Origin of the sequence: Robertmurraya sp., from assembly GCF_036676585.1 — a bacterium.
GTDB lineage: Bacteria > Bacillota > Bacilli > Bacillales > Cytobacillaceae > Robertmurraya_A.
The window spans coordinates 1-16155 of sequence record NZ_JAKFCQ010000109.1 but is presented as its reverse complement, the minus strand read 5'-3'; the positions used below and the strand labels follow the sequence as shown (position 1 = coordinate 16155).

Here is a 16155-nt window from a genome sequence, read left to right as displayed (position 1 = left end):
CCGTTCCCATACCGAACACGGAAGTTAAGCTTTTCAGCGCCGATGGTAGTTGAGGGTTTCCCTCTGTGAGAGTAGGACGTCGCTAGGCAAAGAAAAAAAGCACCTGAATGGGTGCTTTTTTTGTTATATAAAGATAAGAAAGTATAAGATTTTCAACTTAGAGAATTGTCTAGCTCCAGCGCCCTAGCGCCTAGTGTCCTTCGCTCTCCGCCCTACGATAAGTCAAGCACGAATGCGCCTCTGGCTCTTCTTGTTGTCCAGCTTCAGTACCTAGCTCCTCGGGGTCATAAGCCAAATCCCTCCGGAAGGCTGGCCTTCCGGAGGGATTTGGCTTATGTCTGTCGGAGCTGAGCAAGGTACTTCCGCATTTCACTTTCCTTTATCTCAGTTGGTGCGCTGACCAGGACACTTGCGCTTTTCTTATTATTTCTTCATCATTAAATATTGATAAACAAGAAAGGGACCTTTGTCTAAGCTGACTTGTAAGAATGATTGAATGAAAGGGAAGTCTTTGTTCGGCATGGTCTTTACTAGTTCACTCCACCACTCAGTTTCGTAGCGGGCAATCATGCTTAGGTTGTACAGCAATAAATAATGAATAAGTAATTCATTGTATTGAAGTAAATCTCCTTTTGTCAAAGAAAGGGAGAAATGGTTATCTACCAGATTGTATTTTAATATAGAAAAGGATGATAGCTTTTTCCCAGCTAAGTGAAAACAAAGACTCTCATTCAAACTATCACTACTTATGAAATCGCCATTCGTTTTTGTTTGAAAAAACTCAGTGAATCGATCACTAGTCATATGAAAGGTATCAAGAGCTGTCTCAGGGATGTAAATGTCTGATGCTTTATTCTCAACGGGTAAGAAAGTTCTCTTTCCTACGAGCTCTTCAAAAAGACTAGTGAGCTCTGGAATTTGCATTAAGAGATCATTCATTGTTGTTTTTTCCCCTTCCAATTGTTTCATGTGAAACAATCTTTCTCCAATATGAGGAAACAATCCTGTCTTTTGAAACTTTACTTCATCCTGAAAAAAATGATATTGCTGCTTTTTTCTCTTCCTAGTTGAAACTCCATGGGCAAGTACAGAGGTCGTTTCAGGATAATTTGGGTCTACAGTTAAAATACATGCCTTTAATAAGTGTACGAGACCATAGAAGATTAGAATTGGCTGGATGATGAGTGGTGAGTTCCTTGCCTGTTCATAATATACCTGTCCATGCTCAAGATAATAAATAAAAGGGTAGCAGTTCTCATAACTTTTTTGTTCGGCATCTGAAAGCTCTAAAGCTTGATAACATTTTTTTAAATAATGCTGTGTCGAATCGGCTGAAAAAAAGAGAGAAAATGAGTTCAAATTAGCATAAGGGAAAATCAAATTACTAACCTCCAAATTAATTGAAAAATCAAACATATTGAACAGTTCTTGACAGTATTTTAACCAATTGATAACCTACTAATAATATTTTCGAGTAGGGGGGCAATATTTATGTGGGAAAATAAGTTTGTTAAAGAGGGGTTAACCTTCGACGATGTATTGTTAGTGCCTGCAAAATCAGAAGTACTTCCTAGAGATGTGAGCTTACAAGTTCACTTAACAGAAAAAATCAAGCTAAACATTCCAATGATTAGCGCTAGTATGGACACAGTAACAGAAGCAGAGATGGCTATTGCTATGGCGAGACAAGGTGGAATTGGTATTATCCATAAAAATATGTCGATTGAACAGCAAGCCGACCAAGTGGATAAGGTTAAACGTTCAGAAAGTGGAGTTATTACTGATCCTTTCTTTTTGACTCCTGATCAACAAGTGTTTGATGCCGAACATCTTATGGGGAAATACCGAATTTCAGGTGTTCCAATCGTAAATAATGATGAGGAGCAAAAGTTAGTTGGAATTCTAACGAATCGTGATTTACGCTTCATCCAAGACTACTCGATAAAAATTTCGGATGTAATGACAAAAGAAAACTTAGTTACAGCTCCTGTGGGAACAACATTAGAAGAAGCTGAAAGCATTTTACAAAAGTATAAAATTGAAAAGCTTCCACTGGTTGACAGTGAAGGAGTTCTTAAAGGATTAATTACAATCAAAGATATTGAAAAAGTAATCGAGTTCCCTAATTCTGCAAAAGATGAGCAAGGCCGTTTATTGGTTGGTGCAGCAGTAGGTGTAACAACGGATACAATGAAACGCGCTGAGATGCTTGTAAGAGCTCAAGTAGATGTACTAGTTATAGATACGGCACATGGTCACTCTAAAGGCGTTATTGACATGGTTAGATCCATTAGAGAGGCATTCCCTGATATCGCTATTATTGCAGGTAATGTAGCTACAGCAGAAGCAACAAGAGAGCTTATTGAAGCAGGTGCAGATATCGTGAAAGTAGGTATTGGACCAGGTTCTATCTGTACAACAAGGGTAGTTGCAGGTGTAGGTGTACCGCAAATCACAGCTGTATACGATTGTGCAACAGAAGCTAGAAAGCACGGGAAAGCAGTTATCGCTGATGGAGGAATTAAATACTCTGGAGATATTGTTAAAGCTTTAGCAGCTGGTGGACATGCTGTTATGCTCGGAAGCTTATTAGCTGGTGTGACAGAAAGCCCAGGAGAAACAGAAATCTTCCAAGGCAGACGTTTCAAAGTCTATCGTGGTATGGGTTCAGTAGCAGCAATGGAAAAGGGGTCGAAGGATCGTTATTTCCAAGAAGACAATAAAAAGTTTGTTCCAGAGGGAATTGAAGGACGACTTCCATACAAGGGACCATTAACAGATACTATCTACCAATTGGTTGGTGGATTACGTTCTGGAATGGGGTATTGTGGAACAAAGAATTTACAGGAACTAAGAGAAAACTCACAGTTTATTCGAATGACAGGAGCAGGTCTTCGTGAAAGTCATCCACATGATGTTCAAATCACGAAAGAAGCACCTAACTATTCACTTTCTTAAGATTTCCTGAGACTTTAGAACGAAGAGATTACAAGTATTTTTACAAGACAGAGTGACCTTTCTCTGTCTATTTTTTTTGTAATTTATATGGTAAACTGTACAAGGTGCAAAAAATAAAGAATCATGTCGAAATGATTTTCATAGAGTAATTGACAAAGATGGAGGTAAGTTCATTGTATCGTTTAAAAAATATTTCAATCTGGGTAATGACCTTGACGATTGCATTCACATTATCGTTTGCAACAAGTGTTTCACCCGTAAAGGCAGAAGAGGATCCACTTGGAATTACTGCGGAAGCAGCCATTCTACTTGATGCAGAGACTGGGAAGATTCTTTATGCAAAAAATATAGATGTTGTACTGGGTGTCGCATCTATGTCGAAAATGATGACCGAATACCTGCTGCTTGAAGCAATTGCTGAAGGTAAGATTAAATGGGATCAAAAAGTGAAAATCAATGCGTATGTTCATGAACTATCAGCTGCGCCTGGTCTATCCAATGTGGGGTTAACTGAAGGAGAAGATTATACGGTTGAAGAGCTTTATCAAGCAATGGCCATTCATTCTGGGAATGCTGCCACTGTTGCATTAGCAGAACTAATGGCCGGATCTGAAACAAATTTCATCACACTTATGAATAAAAAGGCTGAAGAACTACAATTAGGGGATTATAAGTTTGTAAATTCAAGTGGACTTAATAACAGCAGTTTATTAGGAAATCACCCAGCTGGTGGGGCTGATGAGGAAAATGTGATGTCAGCTAGAGCGACTGCTAAGCTTGCTTACCATTTAATTAATGATTATCCTGAGGTAATTGAAACAGCAAAAATGCCTGAACTTCAATTCAGAGATGGTCGAACATATAAGAATTTTAACTGGATGCTTCCAGGTCTTATTTTCGAATATGCGGGTGTAGATGGATTAAAAACAGGCTCAACTGATTTTGCAGGAGCTGGGTTTACAGCAACTGCTGAAAAAGACGGACAACGTGTGATTGCGGTTGTTATGAAAGCTGCTACAAAGGACGAACGTTTTACAGAAATGAGAAAAATATTAGATTATGCATTCGGTAACTTTACGGAAGAAGAAATCGTTGAAAAAGGGTACCAAGTAAAGGGACAAAAGACGTTACCAGTAACAAAAGGGAAAGAAGACGAAGTATCCATTGAGTCAAAGGAAAGCATCTCCATGGTTGTTAAAAATGGAGAAAAAGATCAATACAAAACGGTTTTAAAATTGGATGAAGATAAGCTGAATGAAGACGGAGAGCTAACGGCTCCAGTAAAAAAAGGTGATAAGGTGGGAACACTCACAATTGAGCCCATCGAAGGTGAAGGGTTAGGGTTCCTAACTGAATCTGGCCAAAAGCAAATTACTGTTGACGTTATCGCTACAGAAGATGTAGAAAAAGCTAACTGGTTTGTTTTAATGATGCGCGGAGTTGGGGGCTTTTTTGGAAACCTATGGGACAGTGCCTCTTCAGCGGTTAAAGGAATATTTTAAATAAAGAGATTATTTCCTCGTAAATAAGGGCTTCCTGTCTTGACAGGAAGCTCTTTTTATTGTTTATTTACGAATAGGGAAAAAGATTAATTTCGATTGAATTCGTTATGCTTTCCTTTTTTTAGTAGCTACATATGGAGACATAATTTACCCATCTAATGTAGATGGTAATAATGAAAGGGGATCAAGTATGAAAACAGGTACAGATCGAGTTAAACGTGGTATGGCAGAAATGCAAAAGGGCGGCGTCATTATGGACGTTGTTAACGCAGAGCAAGCAAAAATTGCTGAAGAAGCTGGTGCTGTTGCAGTTATGGCGCTTGAAAGAGTGCCTTCAGATATTCGTGCGGCTGGTGGAGTAGCTCGTATGGCTGACCCACGTATTATGGAAGAAGTAATGAATGCTGTTTCTATTCCTGTAATGGCTAAAGCACGTATTGGACATATTGTAGAGGCTCGTATTTTAGAAGCAATGGGTGTTGACTACATCGATGAGAGTGAAGTATTAACACCAGCTGATGAAGAATATCATCTGTACAAGAGTGACTTTACGGTTCCTTTTGTATGTGGATGTCGTGACCTAGGGGAAGCTGCTCGTCGTATTGGTGAAGGTGCATCTATGCTTCGTACGAAAGGTGAACCTGGAACTGGAAACATCGTTGAAGCTGTTCGACATATTCGTAAAGTAAATGCTCAAGTACGTAAAGTAGTAGGAATGAATGTGGACGAGCTTATGACAGAAGCTAAGCTTCTAGGAGCACCATTTGAGCTTCTTCTTCAAATTAAGGAGTTAGGACGTTTACCGGTTGTTAACTTCGCAGCTGGTGGGGTTGCAACGCCTGCAGATGCTGCTTTAATGATGGAGCTAGGTGCTGATGGAGTATTCGTAGGATCTGGAATCTTTAAATCAGATAACCCAGCTAAGTTTGCTCGTGCAATTGTAGAAGCAACAACTCATTACCAAGACTACAAACTAATTGCTGAGCTTTCAAAAGAGCTAGGAACGCCAATGAAGGGTATTGAAATCTCTTCTTTAGCTCCAGAAGCTCGTATGCAAGACCGTGGATGGTAAGGTGAACAAAATGGTTAAAGTAGGAGTATTAGGCCTTCAAGGAGCTGTACGTGAGCATGTACGCTCCATTGAAGAGAGTGGGGCAGAAGCAGTTGTGATCAAAACAAAAGACCAGCTTGAAGAAGTGGATGGATTGATCATGCCTGGTGGAGAAAGTACAACGATGCGCCGCTTAATCGATAAGTACGATTTTATGGGGAGCCTTAAGGAGTTTGCGCAATCAGGAAAACCAATGTTCGGAACTTGTGCAGGACTTATCTTAATGGCTAAGGAGCTTGTTGGTTACGATCAACCTCATATTGGTGCGATGGATGTAAAAGTGGAGCGAAACTCATTTGGACGCCAACGTGAAAGCTTTGAAGCAGATTTAGATATTGCTGGTGTTGGTGGAAACTATCCAGCAGTCTTTATTCGTGCCCCACATATTGTTGCTGCAGGTGAGAATGTTGAAATCCTTGCGAAGCATGAAAATCGCATTGTTTTTGCTAGAGAGGGACAATTCCTTGGTTGCTCCTTTCATCCAGAATTAACAGAGGATCACCGTATCACACAGTATTTTATCAATATGGTAAAAGAAGCGAAAAAATAAATATAATCCGGTTGCATCTTGGAAATAATTGTAGTAAAGTACTATAAAAATAAATAATTGTAATGCATTGAGAGGAAATAGTAGCAGGAGAGCTATTTTAAAGAGAGCCGGTGGTTGGTGGAAATCGGTAAATGGTGCTTGTGAATCCATCCTTGAGTGAAGTATGGAAAGCTTAGAGTGTGAGTAAGTACTTCCGGTTAAAAACCGTTATTTATTTAAGGTGGAAGGTGAATGATACCTTCAACTAGGGTGGCAACGCGGGTAACTCTCGTCCCTTTTATAGGGACGGGAGTTTTTTGTTTGCTGAAAATGATAAAGGAGGAATCAATATGTTAGATTTAAAATTTTTGCGTGCTAATTTTGAAGAAGTAAAGGAAAAGCTTCAGCATCGTGGAGAAGATTTAACGGATCTAGGTAAATTCGAAGAACTGGATCGTACACGTAGAGAGTTAATTTTAGAAGTAGAGCAATTGAAAAGTAAGCGTAACGAAGTTTCTCAACAAGTAGCGGTGCTTAAGAGAGAAAAGCAGGATGCAGATCAATTGATTGCTGAGATGAAAGAAGTAGGAGACAAAATTAAAGGATTAGATGATCAGTTACGTGATGTTGAGGAAACATTGGAGAAACTTCTACTAAGCATTCCAAATATCCCGCATGAAAGTGTCCCTGTTGGTGAAACAGAGGATGATAACGTTGAAATTCGTAAATGGGGAGAGATTCCTAACTTTGACTTTGAACCAAAGCCACATTGGGATGTAGCGGATGGTCTAGGAATTGTAGACTTCGAGAGAGCGGGTAAAGTTACGGGAAGCCGTTTCGTCTTTTATAAGGGATTAGGTGCTAAATTAGAGCGTGCATTGTTTAATTTTATGCTAGATTTGCACACTGAAGAGCATGGTTATGAAGAGGTTCTACCTCCGTACATCGTAAACCGTGCCAGCATGACTGGAACAGGACAACTTCCGAAATTTGAAGAGGATGCCTTCCGAATTGAAAGTGAAGATTTTTTCTTAATCCCAACAGCAGAAGTTCCTGTAACGAATTTACACCGTGATGAAATTTTAAGCGGTGAAGATTTACCAATTAACTATGCAGCCTTTAGTGCTTGCTTCCGCTCTGAAGCCGGATCTGCTGGTAGAGATACAAGAGGCTTGATTCGCCAGCATCAGTTTAACAAAGTGGAGCTTGTAAAGTTTGTTAAGCCTGAGGATTCATACGAAGAGCTTGAAAAATTAACAGGTCATGCGGAAAAGGTATTACAGCTTTTGGGCCTTCCGTATCGTGTATTAAGCATGTGTACGGGAGATCTTGGCTTTACTGCAGCGAAAAAATACGATATTGAAGTTTGGATTCCGAGTTATGAAACCTATCGTGAGATTTCTTCTTGTAGTAACTTTGAGAGCTTCCAAGCGCGCCGAGCTAACATTCGCTTTAGACGTGAACCGAAAGGAAAGCCAGAGGCTGTGCATACCCTAAACGGTTCAGGTCTAGCAATTGGTCGTACTGTTGCGGCAATCCTAGAAAACTTCCAGCAAGCTGATGGTAGTGTGGTCATTCCGGAAGTGTTACGTCCGTATATGGGGAACCGTGAAGTGATAAAATAAGGCTAACAGTTATAAGGTAAGCGGGTGGTACCACCCGCTTAGTGTTTTTTGAAAAATAGTTGACTTCGTTTTTGGTACATGCTATATTATAACTTGTCGATGAGATACGGAGGTATACCCAAGTCCGGCTGAAGGGATCGGTCTTGAAAACCGACAGGCGGGTCAAACCGCGCGGGGGTTCGAATCCCTCTACCTCCTCCATCTAATTGAAATGAACCATTGCGCATAAAATGGAGATTGAAAACCGCTTGTGATTACACAGCGGTTTTTTTGCGTATAAAAATTAATGATATTAAAAAAATCGCTGAAAACTCAGCGATTATCTTTTTAGTAATTGTGATTGCTTTATATGATTGGAAATACGTTCGATCACTGGTTCGATGGAAGATTCGTCATCCTTGATGTCGTATTCATTAATATTAATTCGTAACACAGGACATGCCGAGAATGAGTTAATCCAATCTTCATAACGTTGATGCATTTCATTCCAATAATCAATCGGTGTTTGCTGTTCCATTGGACGTCCACGCTCTTTAATTCTACCGATGATGTCATCAATGGATCCCTCTAAATAAATAAGTAGATCTGGATGAGGGAAATACGGTGTCATAACCATTGCCTCGAAAAGGCTCGTATAGGTTTCGTAATCTACCTTAGACATCGTACCTTTTTCGAAATGCATTTTTGCAAAAATCCCTGTATCTTCATAAATCGAACGGTCTTGGATAAATCCTCCGCCATATTCGAAGATGCGCTTTTGTTCTTTAAATCGTTCTGCAAGGAAGTATACTTGCAAGTGAAAGCTCCATCTAGTAAAGTCTGCATAAAATTTATCTAAATAAGGATTCGTATCTACTTTTTCAAAGGAGGTACGAAAATCAAGTGCATTAGCAAGAGCGTTCGTTATCGTAGACTTCCCAACTCCCACTGTCCCTGCAATGGTAATAACCGAGTTAGCAGGTATTCCGTATTTAGTTCGAAGGTTCATGATTACATACTCCTTTTTCTAACGATGTTGTTAACTGGTTGATAATCCTGTCTAGGTCATTCTTGTTTTTCACAAAGTCTAGCTCGTCTCCGCTAAATCGTAAAACAGGTATTTCAGGATGCAATTTTTCAAACTCACTTATCGCATGATCATAATCAATGGATAATTGCTCAAGATATAGAGGGCTTATATTCTTCTCAATTTCTCGACCACGCATTTTTATCCGAGATAAAAGAGTATCTAAACTAGCATGTAAATAAATGATGACGTTCGGTTTTGGCATATCTTTAGTTAATATTTGATAAATATTAAAATACTTATCATACTCTTCCTTACTTAGTGTACGCTGAGCAAAAATGAGGTTTTTAAATATATGATAATCGGCTACGACCGGCTCGTTTTTGGTAAGATATAACTTCTGAATGTCTCCGAGTTGCTTGTATCGGTTACATAAGAAAAACATCTCGGTTTGAAAGCTCCATTCTTCAATGTTTTCATAAAACTTCCCTAAAAATGGGTTTTCATCAACGATCTCCCGAAGTAATGCAAATTGGAAGTGATCAGAAATCACCTTGGCTAATGATGTTTTGCCCACACCAATTGGCCCCTCTACCGTGATAAAAGGCGTTTCCCCCATGGCTTGTCCTCCTTACTGCTTATCTCCTAAGGTGGTATTTCCGTCTGTATTAAAATAATTACTTTTATGAGACAAAGTCCATTTTATCACATATAGGTCTGATAGGAATATGGAATTATTTCTTGTTTCCCATATTGAAAATATTAGTAAAAAAATAGCAGCTATAATAGCTGCTATCGTTACGCTTACCTTTTTACAACGTTAAAATTCTCTACAATGAGTAACCAGTTTTGTGGAAATGCGAGTCCGAGCTTCCAGTAGCTCATTCCACGAAGGTTTAACTCTTTAATCAAGTTGAATTTTGCTTGAATCGAGCGGGCGTCTTCAAACCAAACTTCGTGTTGCTTACCTTCTTGGTCCCTGTATCTAAAAAAAGGTGCTTGAGCGGTTGTATCATACTGAATGGCAACATTATTCGTTGCGGCAAGTTGGATCGCTTGCTGAGGACTTACTGCTTTTGCTACCGTTCCTTGGACGAATGGAAGCGTCCAATCATAACCATATAAATTTTGTCCCATCATGATTTTGGAAGCAGGCATTTCTGTTAATGCATATTCAATTACCTTTCTTACTGGTCCAATAGGGGAAACAGCCATTGCTGGACCACCGCTATAGCCCCATTCATAGGTCATAATAACGACAAAGTCAACAATTTCTCCATGGGCTCGGTAATCATGAGCCTCATACCATTCTCCCTTTTGCTCACGGCTTGTTTTCGGAGCTAAAGCCGTTGAAAGCAGCCACCCCTCAGCTTGGAAACGTGCCTTTGCTTTCCTTAAAAAACGGTTATATGCCTCGCGGTCTGCTGGGCGCAAGAACTCAAAATCAAAATGTATGTCTCTGAAATTATACTTTTTAGCGGTTGCTACAATATTATTCAAAAATCGATCCTGGATAGGGATATCATTTAATAGGATTCTTCCTAATTCAGCATTGAATTGGTCATTTTCTTGATTTGTTATGACCATCATGAGTACATTGTTATTGGCCTTTGCAATGGCTGGAAAGTTATTTAACAATGGTTCTTTTAGAGATCCGTCTCTTAAAGCTTGGAAGCTGAAAGGAGCTAAGTAAGTTAAATAAGGTGCTGCTTCTCGTGCACTTTCCTCAAGGACTGGTGCAACTGTCGTTCCTCTTGGCTCCACATAAGCATTAAATTCTGCATTTCTTCTTGCTCTTCGTGGGATATATAATCTAAAACCAATACGTAATGGTTGTGTGAGAGAAAGGCGGTTTACTTGAGCGAGCTGTTGATAAGAGATTCCAAATTTCTGTGCTATGGACCAGAGGCTGTCACCAGATTGTACCCAATAGAAGCTGCCGACGATGGGTATAACTAACGTTTGCCCAATAACCAAGTCATTGGGGTTAGGAATTTCATTTGCTTCAATTAAATCATTTACCGTTGTGGAATATGCTTGGGCAATTCCATATAGCGATTGGTTTGGCTGCACGACATGAATTTGCATGTTTTTCCCTCCTAGATGAATCGAGCAAACCATAAGAATAATGGTGTTCACTCCAAATAGTGATATTGAACGCTATCACCATCTTATGAGGGAAAGAAATCATTCATGTTACATAATTTTTAAATAGGATCAATCTTGCCTTTTAAAACATTTTTGATCATTTTTAATGAGTACTCATTGTCTTGGTCATCAGCAGAAGCTATTGCATTGTGAGGAACATGTATGGAATATTCCCTCATATATGCATCATTTGCAGTAAAAAGTACACATATGTTTCCGGCAATACCCGTGATGACAAGAGAACGTACATTCAGCTGATAGAGTAGAGTGTTTAGAGCGGTACCAAAAAAAGCGGAGTGCTTCGGTTTAATCAGAAAAAGGTCATCTGGCTTCGGTTTGATAATTTTAATAATTTCTTGGCTTAAGGAGTTTTCACAATGATTAATGATACGTGTAACATCTGCTTGCCAAAGATTATAATGGTCATTTATATAAATAATGGGCAGCTTTTCTTTAGTAAACTGTTCCTTTAGTTTTTGAATGTTTTTAGCGATGGGTAAAGTTTTCTTTGCTAGCACTTCACCATTGCTGAAGTCAAAGTTATTTATCATATCAATAATTAAAAGAGCTTTTTGACTCGTATTTTCAAATATGCCCATGAACCATCCTCACTTCCTTTTTTCTTCTTTAGCGTGTGAAGGTTGTATTTTTCTATACATTTGGAGATGATGGATAAAATAAATGAAAGGATTTTATAAGTGCAAATGAAGGATGAAACATATATGTTGGAAGCAATCAAGGAAGCGAAAAAGGCTGAAAAGCTGCAGGAAGTACCAATAGGAGCTGTGATCGTTATCAATGATCACATTGTGGCAAGAGCCCATAATCTGAGAGAAACAAGACAAAGTGCGGTTGCTCATGCAGAATTACTTGCCATAGAAAAAGCTTGTGAAGAATTAGGGACATGGAGGCTTGAAGGAGCAACTCTATATGTAACGCTGGAGCCTTGTCCGATGTGTGCTGGAGCAATCATTATGTCACGAGTAGAAAAGGTTGTGTTTGGAGCAAGTGACCCAAAGGGTGGTTGTGCCGGAACATTTATGAACTTATTATCCGACGAAAGATTTAATCATCAAAGTGAAGTGTGCTCTGGTGTGCTAGAAAAGGAATGTGGCGAGCTATTAAGTAATTTCTTTCGTAGCATTCGGCTAAAAAAGAAGGAAGAAAAAAAGAAAAGAAATGACGCAAAAGATAACTTACAGTAATTTACAGTTGTAAAACATTGATTTTTAACAGGAAAGAAAGTATACTAAATTATGCGTCGTCAGTGACGCACTTAAATTAGGTTTCAATTTTGCCGTGCTAGGTGGGGAGGTAGCGGTGTCCTGTACTCGCAATCCGCTCTAGCGAGACTGAATCCCTTCCCGAGGCTGGTTGCCTGTAGGGTCTGCCTTAAGCAAGTGGTGTTGACGCCCGGGTCCTGCGCAATGGGAATCCATGAACCATGTCAGGTCCGGAAGGAAGCAGCATTAAGTGGACGCTCCCATGTGCCGCGGGGTTGCCTGGGCCGAGCTAACTACTTAAGTAACGCTTATGGGCGCCAGTCGACGGAAGGTGCACGGCAGTTAAATGATAATAGCAAACTCATCTCTTCTACAAGAGGTGAGTTTTTTGCATATATAGCTAAAGATTTCTTAAACAGCCTTTGTAAAAAGGATTTTCTTTACGTTATAATAAAAAAGACCATATATAGGAGGGGGCTTGTCTGTGGCTTATCAAGCTCTATATCGTGTTTGGCGTCCTCAAACATTTATTGATGTCGTTGGACAAGAACATGTAACAAAGACTTTGCAAAACGCCCTGCTTCAGCAGAAAATTTCACATGCTTACTTGTTTTCTGGACCGAGAGGAACTGGGAAAACAAGTGCGGCAAAGATTTTTGCAAAAGCGGTTAACTGTGAAAATTCGCCCGCAAACGAACCATGTAATGTTTGTCCTGCTTGCTTAGGTATTACGGATGGGTCGATTCCAGATGTCATTGAAATAGATGCAGCTTCTAACAATGGGGTCGAGGAAATAAGGGATATAAGAGACAAAGTAAAATTTGCTCCAAGTTCTGTGAAGTACAAGGTCTATATCGTTGATGAAGTCCATATGCTTTCTATCGGAGCTTTTAATGCTTTACTTAAGACTTTGGAGGAACCGCCAAGACATGTCATCTTTATTTTAGCGACAACAGAACCGCATAAAATTCCACTTACCATCATCTCAAGATGTCAGCGGTTTGATTTTAAGAGGATATCTGCTCATTCAATTGTTAATCGAATGAAGACAATTGTAGATGAAACAGGTGTTCGCTACGAGGAAAAAGCGCTACAAGTCGTTGCGAGAGCCGCAGAAGGTGGAATGCGTGATGCGCTTAGTTTACTTGATCAGGCCATTTCGTTTAGCCGTGATGAAGTAACAGTAGAAGATGCATTAACAGTTACAGGTTCAGTATCTCAAGGGTTGTTAAACCAGTTGGCTACAGCCATAAAAGAAAGAGATGCAGCAAAAGCGTTGGAAGCGTTAGAGGAGTTATTATTTTTAGGTAAGGATCCGTCAAGATTTATTGAGGACTTTATCCTTTATTACCGTGATATGCTTCTTTTCAAGGCCGCGCCAAATTTAGAGGAATCATTCGAACGAGTATTACTTGATGATGAATTTAAGCAATTAGCTGAAGCTGTTAATCAAGAAGATATCTATCAAATTATTGAGACGTTAAATAAATCTCAACAGGAGATGCGCTGGACAAACCATCCTCGCATATTTTTAGAAGTAGCAGTAGTAAAACTTTGTCAAATGAAAGTTAGCGATAATGGTAAACAAACTAGTTCTATTGAGATTGATTCTTTGTTGAGTAAAATATCTAGCCTTGAGGAACAACTATCAGATCTAAGAAAAAATGGTATTGCGGTAACGAGTGATCAAGCTGCTAATACTACGAATCAAGCAAAACCAGCTCGTACCTCACGAAGAGGGTTCCAGGCACCAACGGGGAAAATAAATGAGATCCTGAAGAGTGCCACAAAACCTGATTTAACGCTTGTAAAAAGCAAATGGGGAGAATTGTTAGGGAAACTTGTATATAATCAAATGAGATCACAAGCGGCATTACTAAACGAGGCAGAACCAGTTGCAGCTTCAACAACCGCATTGGTGATTAGTTTTAAATATGAGATTCATTGTCAAATGGCTATGGATAACGATCGATTCTTAACAGTCTTATCCGACTTAACCCAAGAATTAATAGGGCGCCGTTTATCTGTTGTCGGAGTCCCAGAGGAACAATGGCAGACGATCCGTGCGGGATTTATTAAAACAAACCGTGATGGGGAGTCTGATCAAGGGGATTTAGGGAAAGAGAATGAAGAAGACCCAGTTGTTTCAGAAGCTATTAAACTTTTTGGGAGCGAATTAGTTGAAATTAAAGAATAAAATACTTGGAGGATGAAAAAGATGCGTGGAATGGGTAATATGCAAAATATGATGAAACAAATGCAAAAGATGCAAAAGAAAATGGCTCAAGCTCAAGAGGAGCTAGGAGAAAAGAGAATTGAAGGAACTGCTGGTGGGGGAATGGTAACGGTTATTGTTTCAGGACATAAGGAAGTTCTTGAAGTAAATATTAAGGAAGAAGTAGTAGATCCAGAAGATATCGATATGCTTCAAGATCTAGTACTTGCTGCTACAAACGATGCCCTAAAGAAGGCGGAAGAACTAACGAACAATACGATGGGACAATTCACTAAAGGAATGAACCTTCCTGGAATGTTCTAATTAGGGGGTTAAAAAGTGCATTATCCTGAACCAATATCAAAGCTCATAGACAGCTTTATGAAACTGCCAGGAATCGGTCCGAAAACGGCTGCTCGACTGGCGTTTTTTGTGCTTAGTATGAAGGAAGACACTGTCCTTGATTTTGCAAAGGCACTTGTAAACGCGAAAAGAAATTTAAGTTATTGTTCTGTTTGTGGACATATAACTGATCAAGATCCTTGCTATATTTGTGAGGACCAAAGACGAGATCGAAGAATCATTTGTGTTGTGCAAGATCCAAAGGATGTTATTGCTATGGAAAAAATGAAGGAGTACAGCGGTCTATATCATGTACTTCATGGAGCGATATCACCAATGGATGGTATTGGACCAGAAGATATTAATATTCCTGATTTATTAAAAAGACTACAAGATGAAGAAGTTCAGGAAATCATACTAGCTACAAACCCAAATATTGAGGGTGAAGCAACAGCTATGTATATTTCACGCTTACTTAAGCCAACTGGTATCAAGATCACTCGTATTGCTCATGGTCTACCAGTAGGTGGGGATTTGGAATATGCAGATGAAGTCACGTTATCGAAAGCACTCGAAGGAAGAAGAGAAGTATAAAGTGGGGAATGAATATGTTTTTTCGACGTAAGGGTTGGTTAAGAAAAGAATTTAATGATCAACTTATCTCTCAAATGGAGCAGCTTAAAACAAGCTGGAATAATCAGAAGACGTTGTTAAACAAAAGCTTCGATCCCTCAGAAGATATTATTTGTCAGACGAAAATTGCTGAAGCTAAGTACTTTTTCCTCTTTAAAGAAGCTAAGCATAGAAATATTAAGATAGACCGGTAAGTAAATAAATAAGCCACGTTCTTTTTCTTTTAGCTTGTACATATATTGTTACTACAAGTGATAAGAGGGGGATCAAACTGTGGAGCCGGTAATTGTTATTTCTGTTCTTGGTGGACTAATTGTTTTATTACTATTGATGGGCACACCGTTGAAACCAATTCGTACAATAGGACAAGGCTTAATCAAAATATTGATAGGAGCATTATTTCTATTCTTCCTTAACGCGTTTGGGAATCAGTTTAATATACATGTGCCTATCAATTTAATGACTTCTGCTATATCAGGCTTTTTAGGTGTACCTGGATTGGCCGCATTAGTAGCCGTTCAACTATGGATTTTATAAGCCGGAAAAATAAATCACTTAAAGGTGATTTATTTTTTTTGAACATAAAAAATAAAAAAATACAATTTTGCTGTTGACCAGATAGTTTAATGGTGATAATATAGTTTAAGTCGCCACGAGGTAATGAAAAAATAACTGAAAAAAGTTGTTGACATTACGAAGTGGAAATGATATTCTAATTAAGTCGCCTACGAGCGACAGTGATTGTTCTTTGAAAACTAAACAAATCATACGTCAACAAAAATGATAGTGTTGAAATATACACTAGCCAACGTTTTAACTTTAAGAGCTAATCTTACTCTTTATTGGAGAGTTTGATCCTGGCT

16 protein-coding genes, 1 tRNA gene, 1 rRNA gene, 1 other RNA gene and 1 other annotated feature are annotated in these 16155 nt (G+C 39.1%); of the genes, 14 read left to right on the top strand and 5 right to left on the bottom strand.

Annotated features, from left to right (window positions below; all coding sequences use genetic code 11):
* Positions 1-88, top strand: a 5S ribosomal RNA gene (rrf, locus tag ACGLXV_RS15070); the annotation flags it as partial.
* Between the two features lie 335 nt (positions 89-423).
* Here the strand turns inward: rrf and ACGLXV_RS15065 are convergent.
* Complete coding sequence (locus ACGLXV_RS15065; protein ID WP_391559285.1) at positions 424-1380, bottom strand: YaaC family protein; 957 nt, start codon at positions 1378-1380, stop codon at positions 424-426.
* Positions 1381-1491: 111 nt separating this feature from the next.
* Between ACGLXV_RS15065 and guaB the strand changes: the two genes are divergently transcribed.
* The 6 genes from guaB to ACGLXV_RS15035 all read left to right on the top strand — a co-directional run bounded on the left by guaB (position 1492) and on the right by ACGLXV_RS15035 (position 7926).
* Positions 1492-2958 (top strand): IMP dehydrogenase, encoded by a 1467-nt coding sequence (gene guaB / locus ACGLXV_RS15060; RefSeq protein ID WP_119706179.1) that lies wholly within the window; start codon positions 1492-1494, stop codon positions 2956-2958.
* A gap of 206 nt (positions 2959-3164) precedes the next feature.
* The gene (locus ACGLXV_RS15055) at positions 3165-4460 is read left to right on the top strand and encodes a serine hydrolase (RefSeq protein ID WP_391559286.1); all 1296 of its coding nucleotides are present in this window, start codon (positions 3165-3167) and stop codon (positions 4458-4460) included.
* A 190-nt stretch (positions 4461-4650) separates the two neighbouring features.
* Positions 4651-5532 carry a pyridoxal 5'-phosphate synthase lyase subunit PdxS gene (pdxS, locus tag ACGLXV_RS15050; protein ID WP_119706180.1) on the top strand — a complete coding sequence of 294 codons (882 nt, stop codon included), beginning with the start codon at positions 4651-4653 and terminating at the stop codon, positions 5530-5532.
* Between the two features lie 10 nt (positions 5533-5542).
* The gene (gene pdxT / locus ACGLXV_RS15045; RefSeq protein ID WP_119706181.1) at positions 5543-6121 is read left to right on the top strand and encodes a pyridoxal 5'-phosphate synthase glutaminase subunit PdxT; all 579 of its coding nucleotides are present in this window, start codon (positions 5543-5545) and stop codon (positions 6119-6121) included.
* A 58-nt stretch (positions 6122-6179) separates the two neighbouring features.
* Positions 6180-6400, top strand: a binding site (T-box leader).
* A gap of 50 nt (positions 6401-6450) precedes the next feature.
* Complete coding sequence (gene serS / locus ACGLXV_RS15040) at positions 6451-7725, top strand: serine--tRNA ligase (protein ID WP_119706182.1); 1275 nt, start codon at positions 6451-6453, stop codon at positions 7723-7725.
* Positions 7726-7833: 108 nt separating this feature from the next.
* A tRNA-Ser gene (locus ACGLXV_RS15035) sits at positions 7834-7926 on the top strand.
* 118 nt (positions 7927-8044) lie between these two features.
* On the opposite strand, the gene ACGLXV_RS15030 is transcribed toward ACGLXV_RS15035, so the two are convergent.
* From ACGLXV_RS15030 to ACGLXV_RS15015, 4 genes are all read right to left on the bottom strand, one after another.
* The gene (locus tag ACGLXV_RS15030; RefSeq protein ID WP_119706183.1) at positions 8045-8713 is read right to left on the bottom strand and encodes a deoxynucleoside kinase; all 669 of its coding nucleotides are present in this window, start codon (positions 8711-8713) and stop codon (positions 8045-8047) included.
* Complete coding sequence (locus ACGLXV_RS15025) at positions 8697-9350, bottom strand: deoxynucleoside kinase (RefSeq protein WP_119706184.1); 654 nt, start codon at positions 9348-9350, stop codon at positions 8697-8699. Before ACGLXV_RS15025 ends, ACGLXV_RS15030 begins: the two co-directional genes overlap by 17 nt.
* Positions 9351-9535: 185 nt before the next feature.
* Positions 9536-10819 (bottom strand): LysM peptidoglycan-binding domain-containing protein, encoded by a 1284-nt coding sequence (locus ACGLXV_RS15020; RefSeq protein WP_391559283.1) that lies wholly within the window; start codon positions 10817-10819, stop codon positions 9536-9538.
* 119 nt (positions 10820-10938) lie between these two features.
* Positions 10939-11478 (bottom strand): cysteine hydrolase family protein, encoded by a 540-nt coding sequence (locus ACGLXV_RS15015; RefSeq protein WP_119706186.1) that lies wholly within the window; start codon positions 11476-11478, stop codon positions 10939-10941.
* Between the two features lie 105 nt (positions 11479-11583).
* Here ACGLXV_RS15015 and tadA point away from each other — a divergent pair, with 105 nt between their 5' ends.
* The 7 genes from tadA to ACGLXV_RS14980 all read left to right on the top strand — a co-directional run bounded on the left by tadA (position 11584) and on the right by ACGLXV_RS14980 (position 15829).
* Positions 11584-12084: a tRNA adenosine(34) deaminase TadA gene (gene tadA / locus ACGLXV_RS15010; RefSeq protein ID WP_119710437.1), complete on the top strand. Its 501-nt coding sequence runs from the start codon at positions 11584-11586 to the stop codon at positions 12082-12084.
* 92 nt (positions 12085-12176) lie between these two features.
* An RNA gene (gene ffs, locus ACGLXV_RS15005) (signal recognition particle sRNA large type) lies at positions 12177-12441 on the top strand.
* 145 nt (positions 12442-12586) lie between these two features.
* Positions 12587-14299, top strand: coding sequence for a DNA polymerase III subunit gamma/tau (gene dnaX / locus ACGLXV_RS15000; RefSeq protein ID WP_391559281.1), 1713 nt, complete (start codon positions 12587-12589; stop codon positions 14297-14299).
* 21 nt (positions 14300-14320) lie between these two features.
* Positions 14321-14641 carry a YbaB/EbfC family nucleoid-associated protein gene (locus tag ACGLXV_RS14995; RefSeq protein ID WP_066060132.1) on the top strand — a complete coding sequence of 107 codons (321 nt, stop codon included), beginning with the start codon at positions 14321-14323 and terminating at the stop codon, positions 14639-14641.
* 15 nt (positions 14642-14656) lie between these two features.
* A complete protein-coding gene (recR, locus tag ACGLXV_RS14990; protein ID WP_066060135.1) occupies positions 14657-15253 on the top strand; it encodes a recombination mediator RecR in 597 nt (198 codons plus the stop codon).
* 14 nt (positions 15254-15267) lie between these two features.
* On the top strand, positions 15268-15486 hold the full coding sequence (locus ACGLXV_RS14985) for a YaaL family protein (RefSeq protein WP_119706188.1): 219 nt from the start codon (positions 15268-15270) through the stop codon (positions 15484-15486).
* Positions 15487-15565: 79 nt separating this feature from the next.
* Positions 15566-15829 carry a pro-sigmaK processing inhibitor BofA family protein gene (locus ACGLXV_RS14980; RefSeq protein WP_119706189.1) on the top strand — a complete coding sequence of 88 codons (264 nt, stop codon included), beginning with the start codon at positions 15566-15568 and terminating at the stop codon, positions 15827-15829.
* Positions 15830-16155: the final 326 nt, after the last annotated feature.

Bases quoted from the DNA above. Each gene is read 5' to 3' on its own strand.
- ACGLXV_RS14985 (WP_119706188.1), top strand. From the start codon at position 15,268: ATGTTTTTTCGACGTAAGGGTTGGTTAAGAAAAGAATTTAATGATCAA.
- serS (WP_119706182.1), top strand. From the start codon at position 6,451: ATGTTAGATTTAAAATTTTTGCGTGCTAATTTTGAAGAAGTAAAGGAA.
- guaB (WP_119706179.1), top strand. From the start codon at position 1,492: ATGTGGGAAAATAAGTTTGTTAAAGAGGGGTTAACCTTCGACGATGTA.
- tadA (WP_119710437.1), top strand. From the start codon at position 11,584: ATGAAGGATGAAACATATATGTTGGAAGCAATCAAGGAAGCGAAAAAG.
- ACGLXV_RS15015 (WP_119706186.1), bottom strand. From the start codon at position 11,478: ATGGGCATATTTGAAAATACGAGTCAAAAAGCTCTTTTAATTATTGAT.
- ACGLXV_RS15055 (WP_391559286.1), top strand. From the start codon at position 3,165: ATGACCTTGACGATTGCATTCACATTATCGTTTGCAACAAGTGTTTCA.
- ACGLXV_RS15030 (WP_119706183.1), bottom strand. From the start codon at position 8,713: ATGAACCTTCGAACTAAATACGGAATACCTGCTAACTCGGTTATTACC.
- ACGLXV_RS14995 (WP_066060132.1), top strand. From the start codon at position 14,321: ATGCGTGGAATGGGTAATATGCAAAATATGATGAAACAAATGCAAAAG.
- pdxS (WP_119706180.1), top strand. From the start codon at position 4,651: ATGAAAACAGGTACAGATCGAGTTAAACGTGGTATGGCAGAAATGCAA.
- pdxT (WP_119706181.1), top strand. From the start codon at position 5,543: ATGGTTAAAGTAGGAGTATTAGGCCTTCAAGGAGCTGTACGTGAGCAT.
- ACGLXV_RS15025 (WP_119706184.1), bottom strand. From the start codon at position 9,350: ATGGGGGAAACGCCTTTTATCACGGTAGAGGGGCCAATTGGTGTGGGC.
- ACGLXV_RS15020 (WP_391559283.1), bottom strand. From the start codon at position 10,819: ATGCAAATTCATGTCGTGCAGCCAAACCAATCGCTATATGGAATTGCC.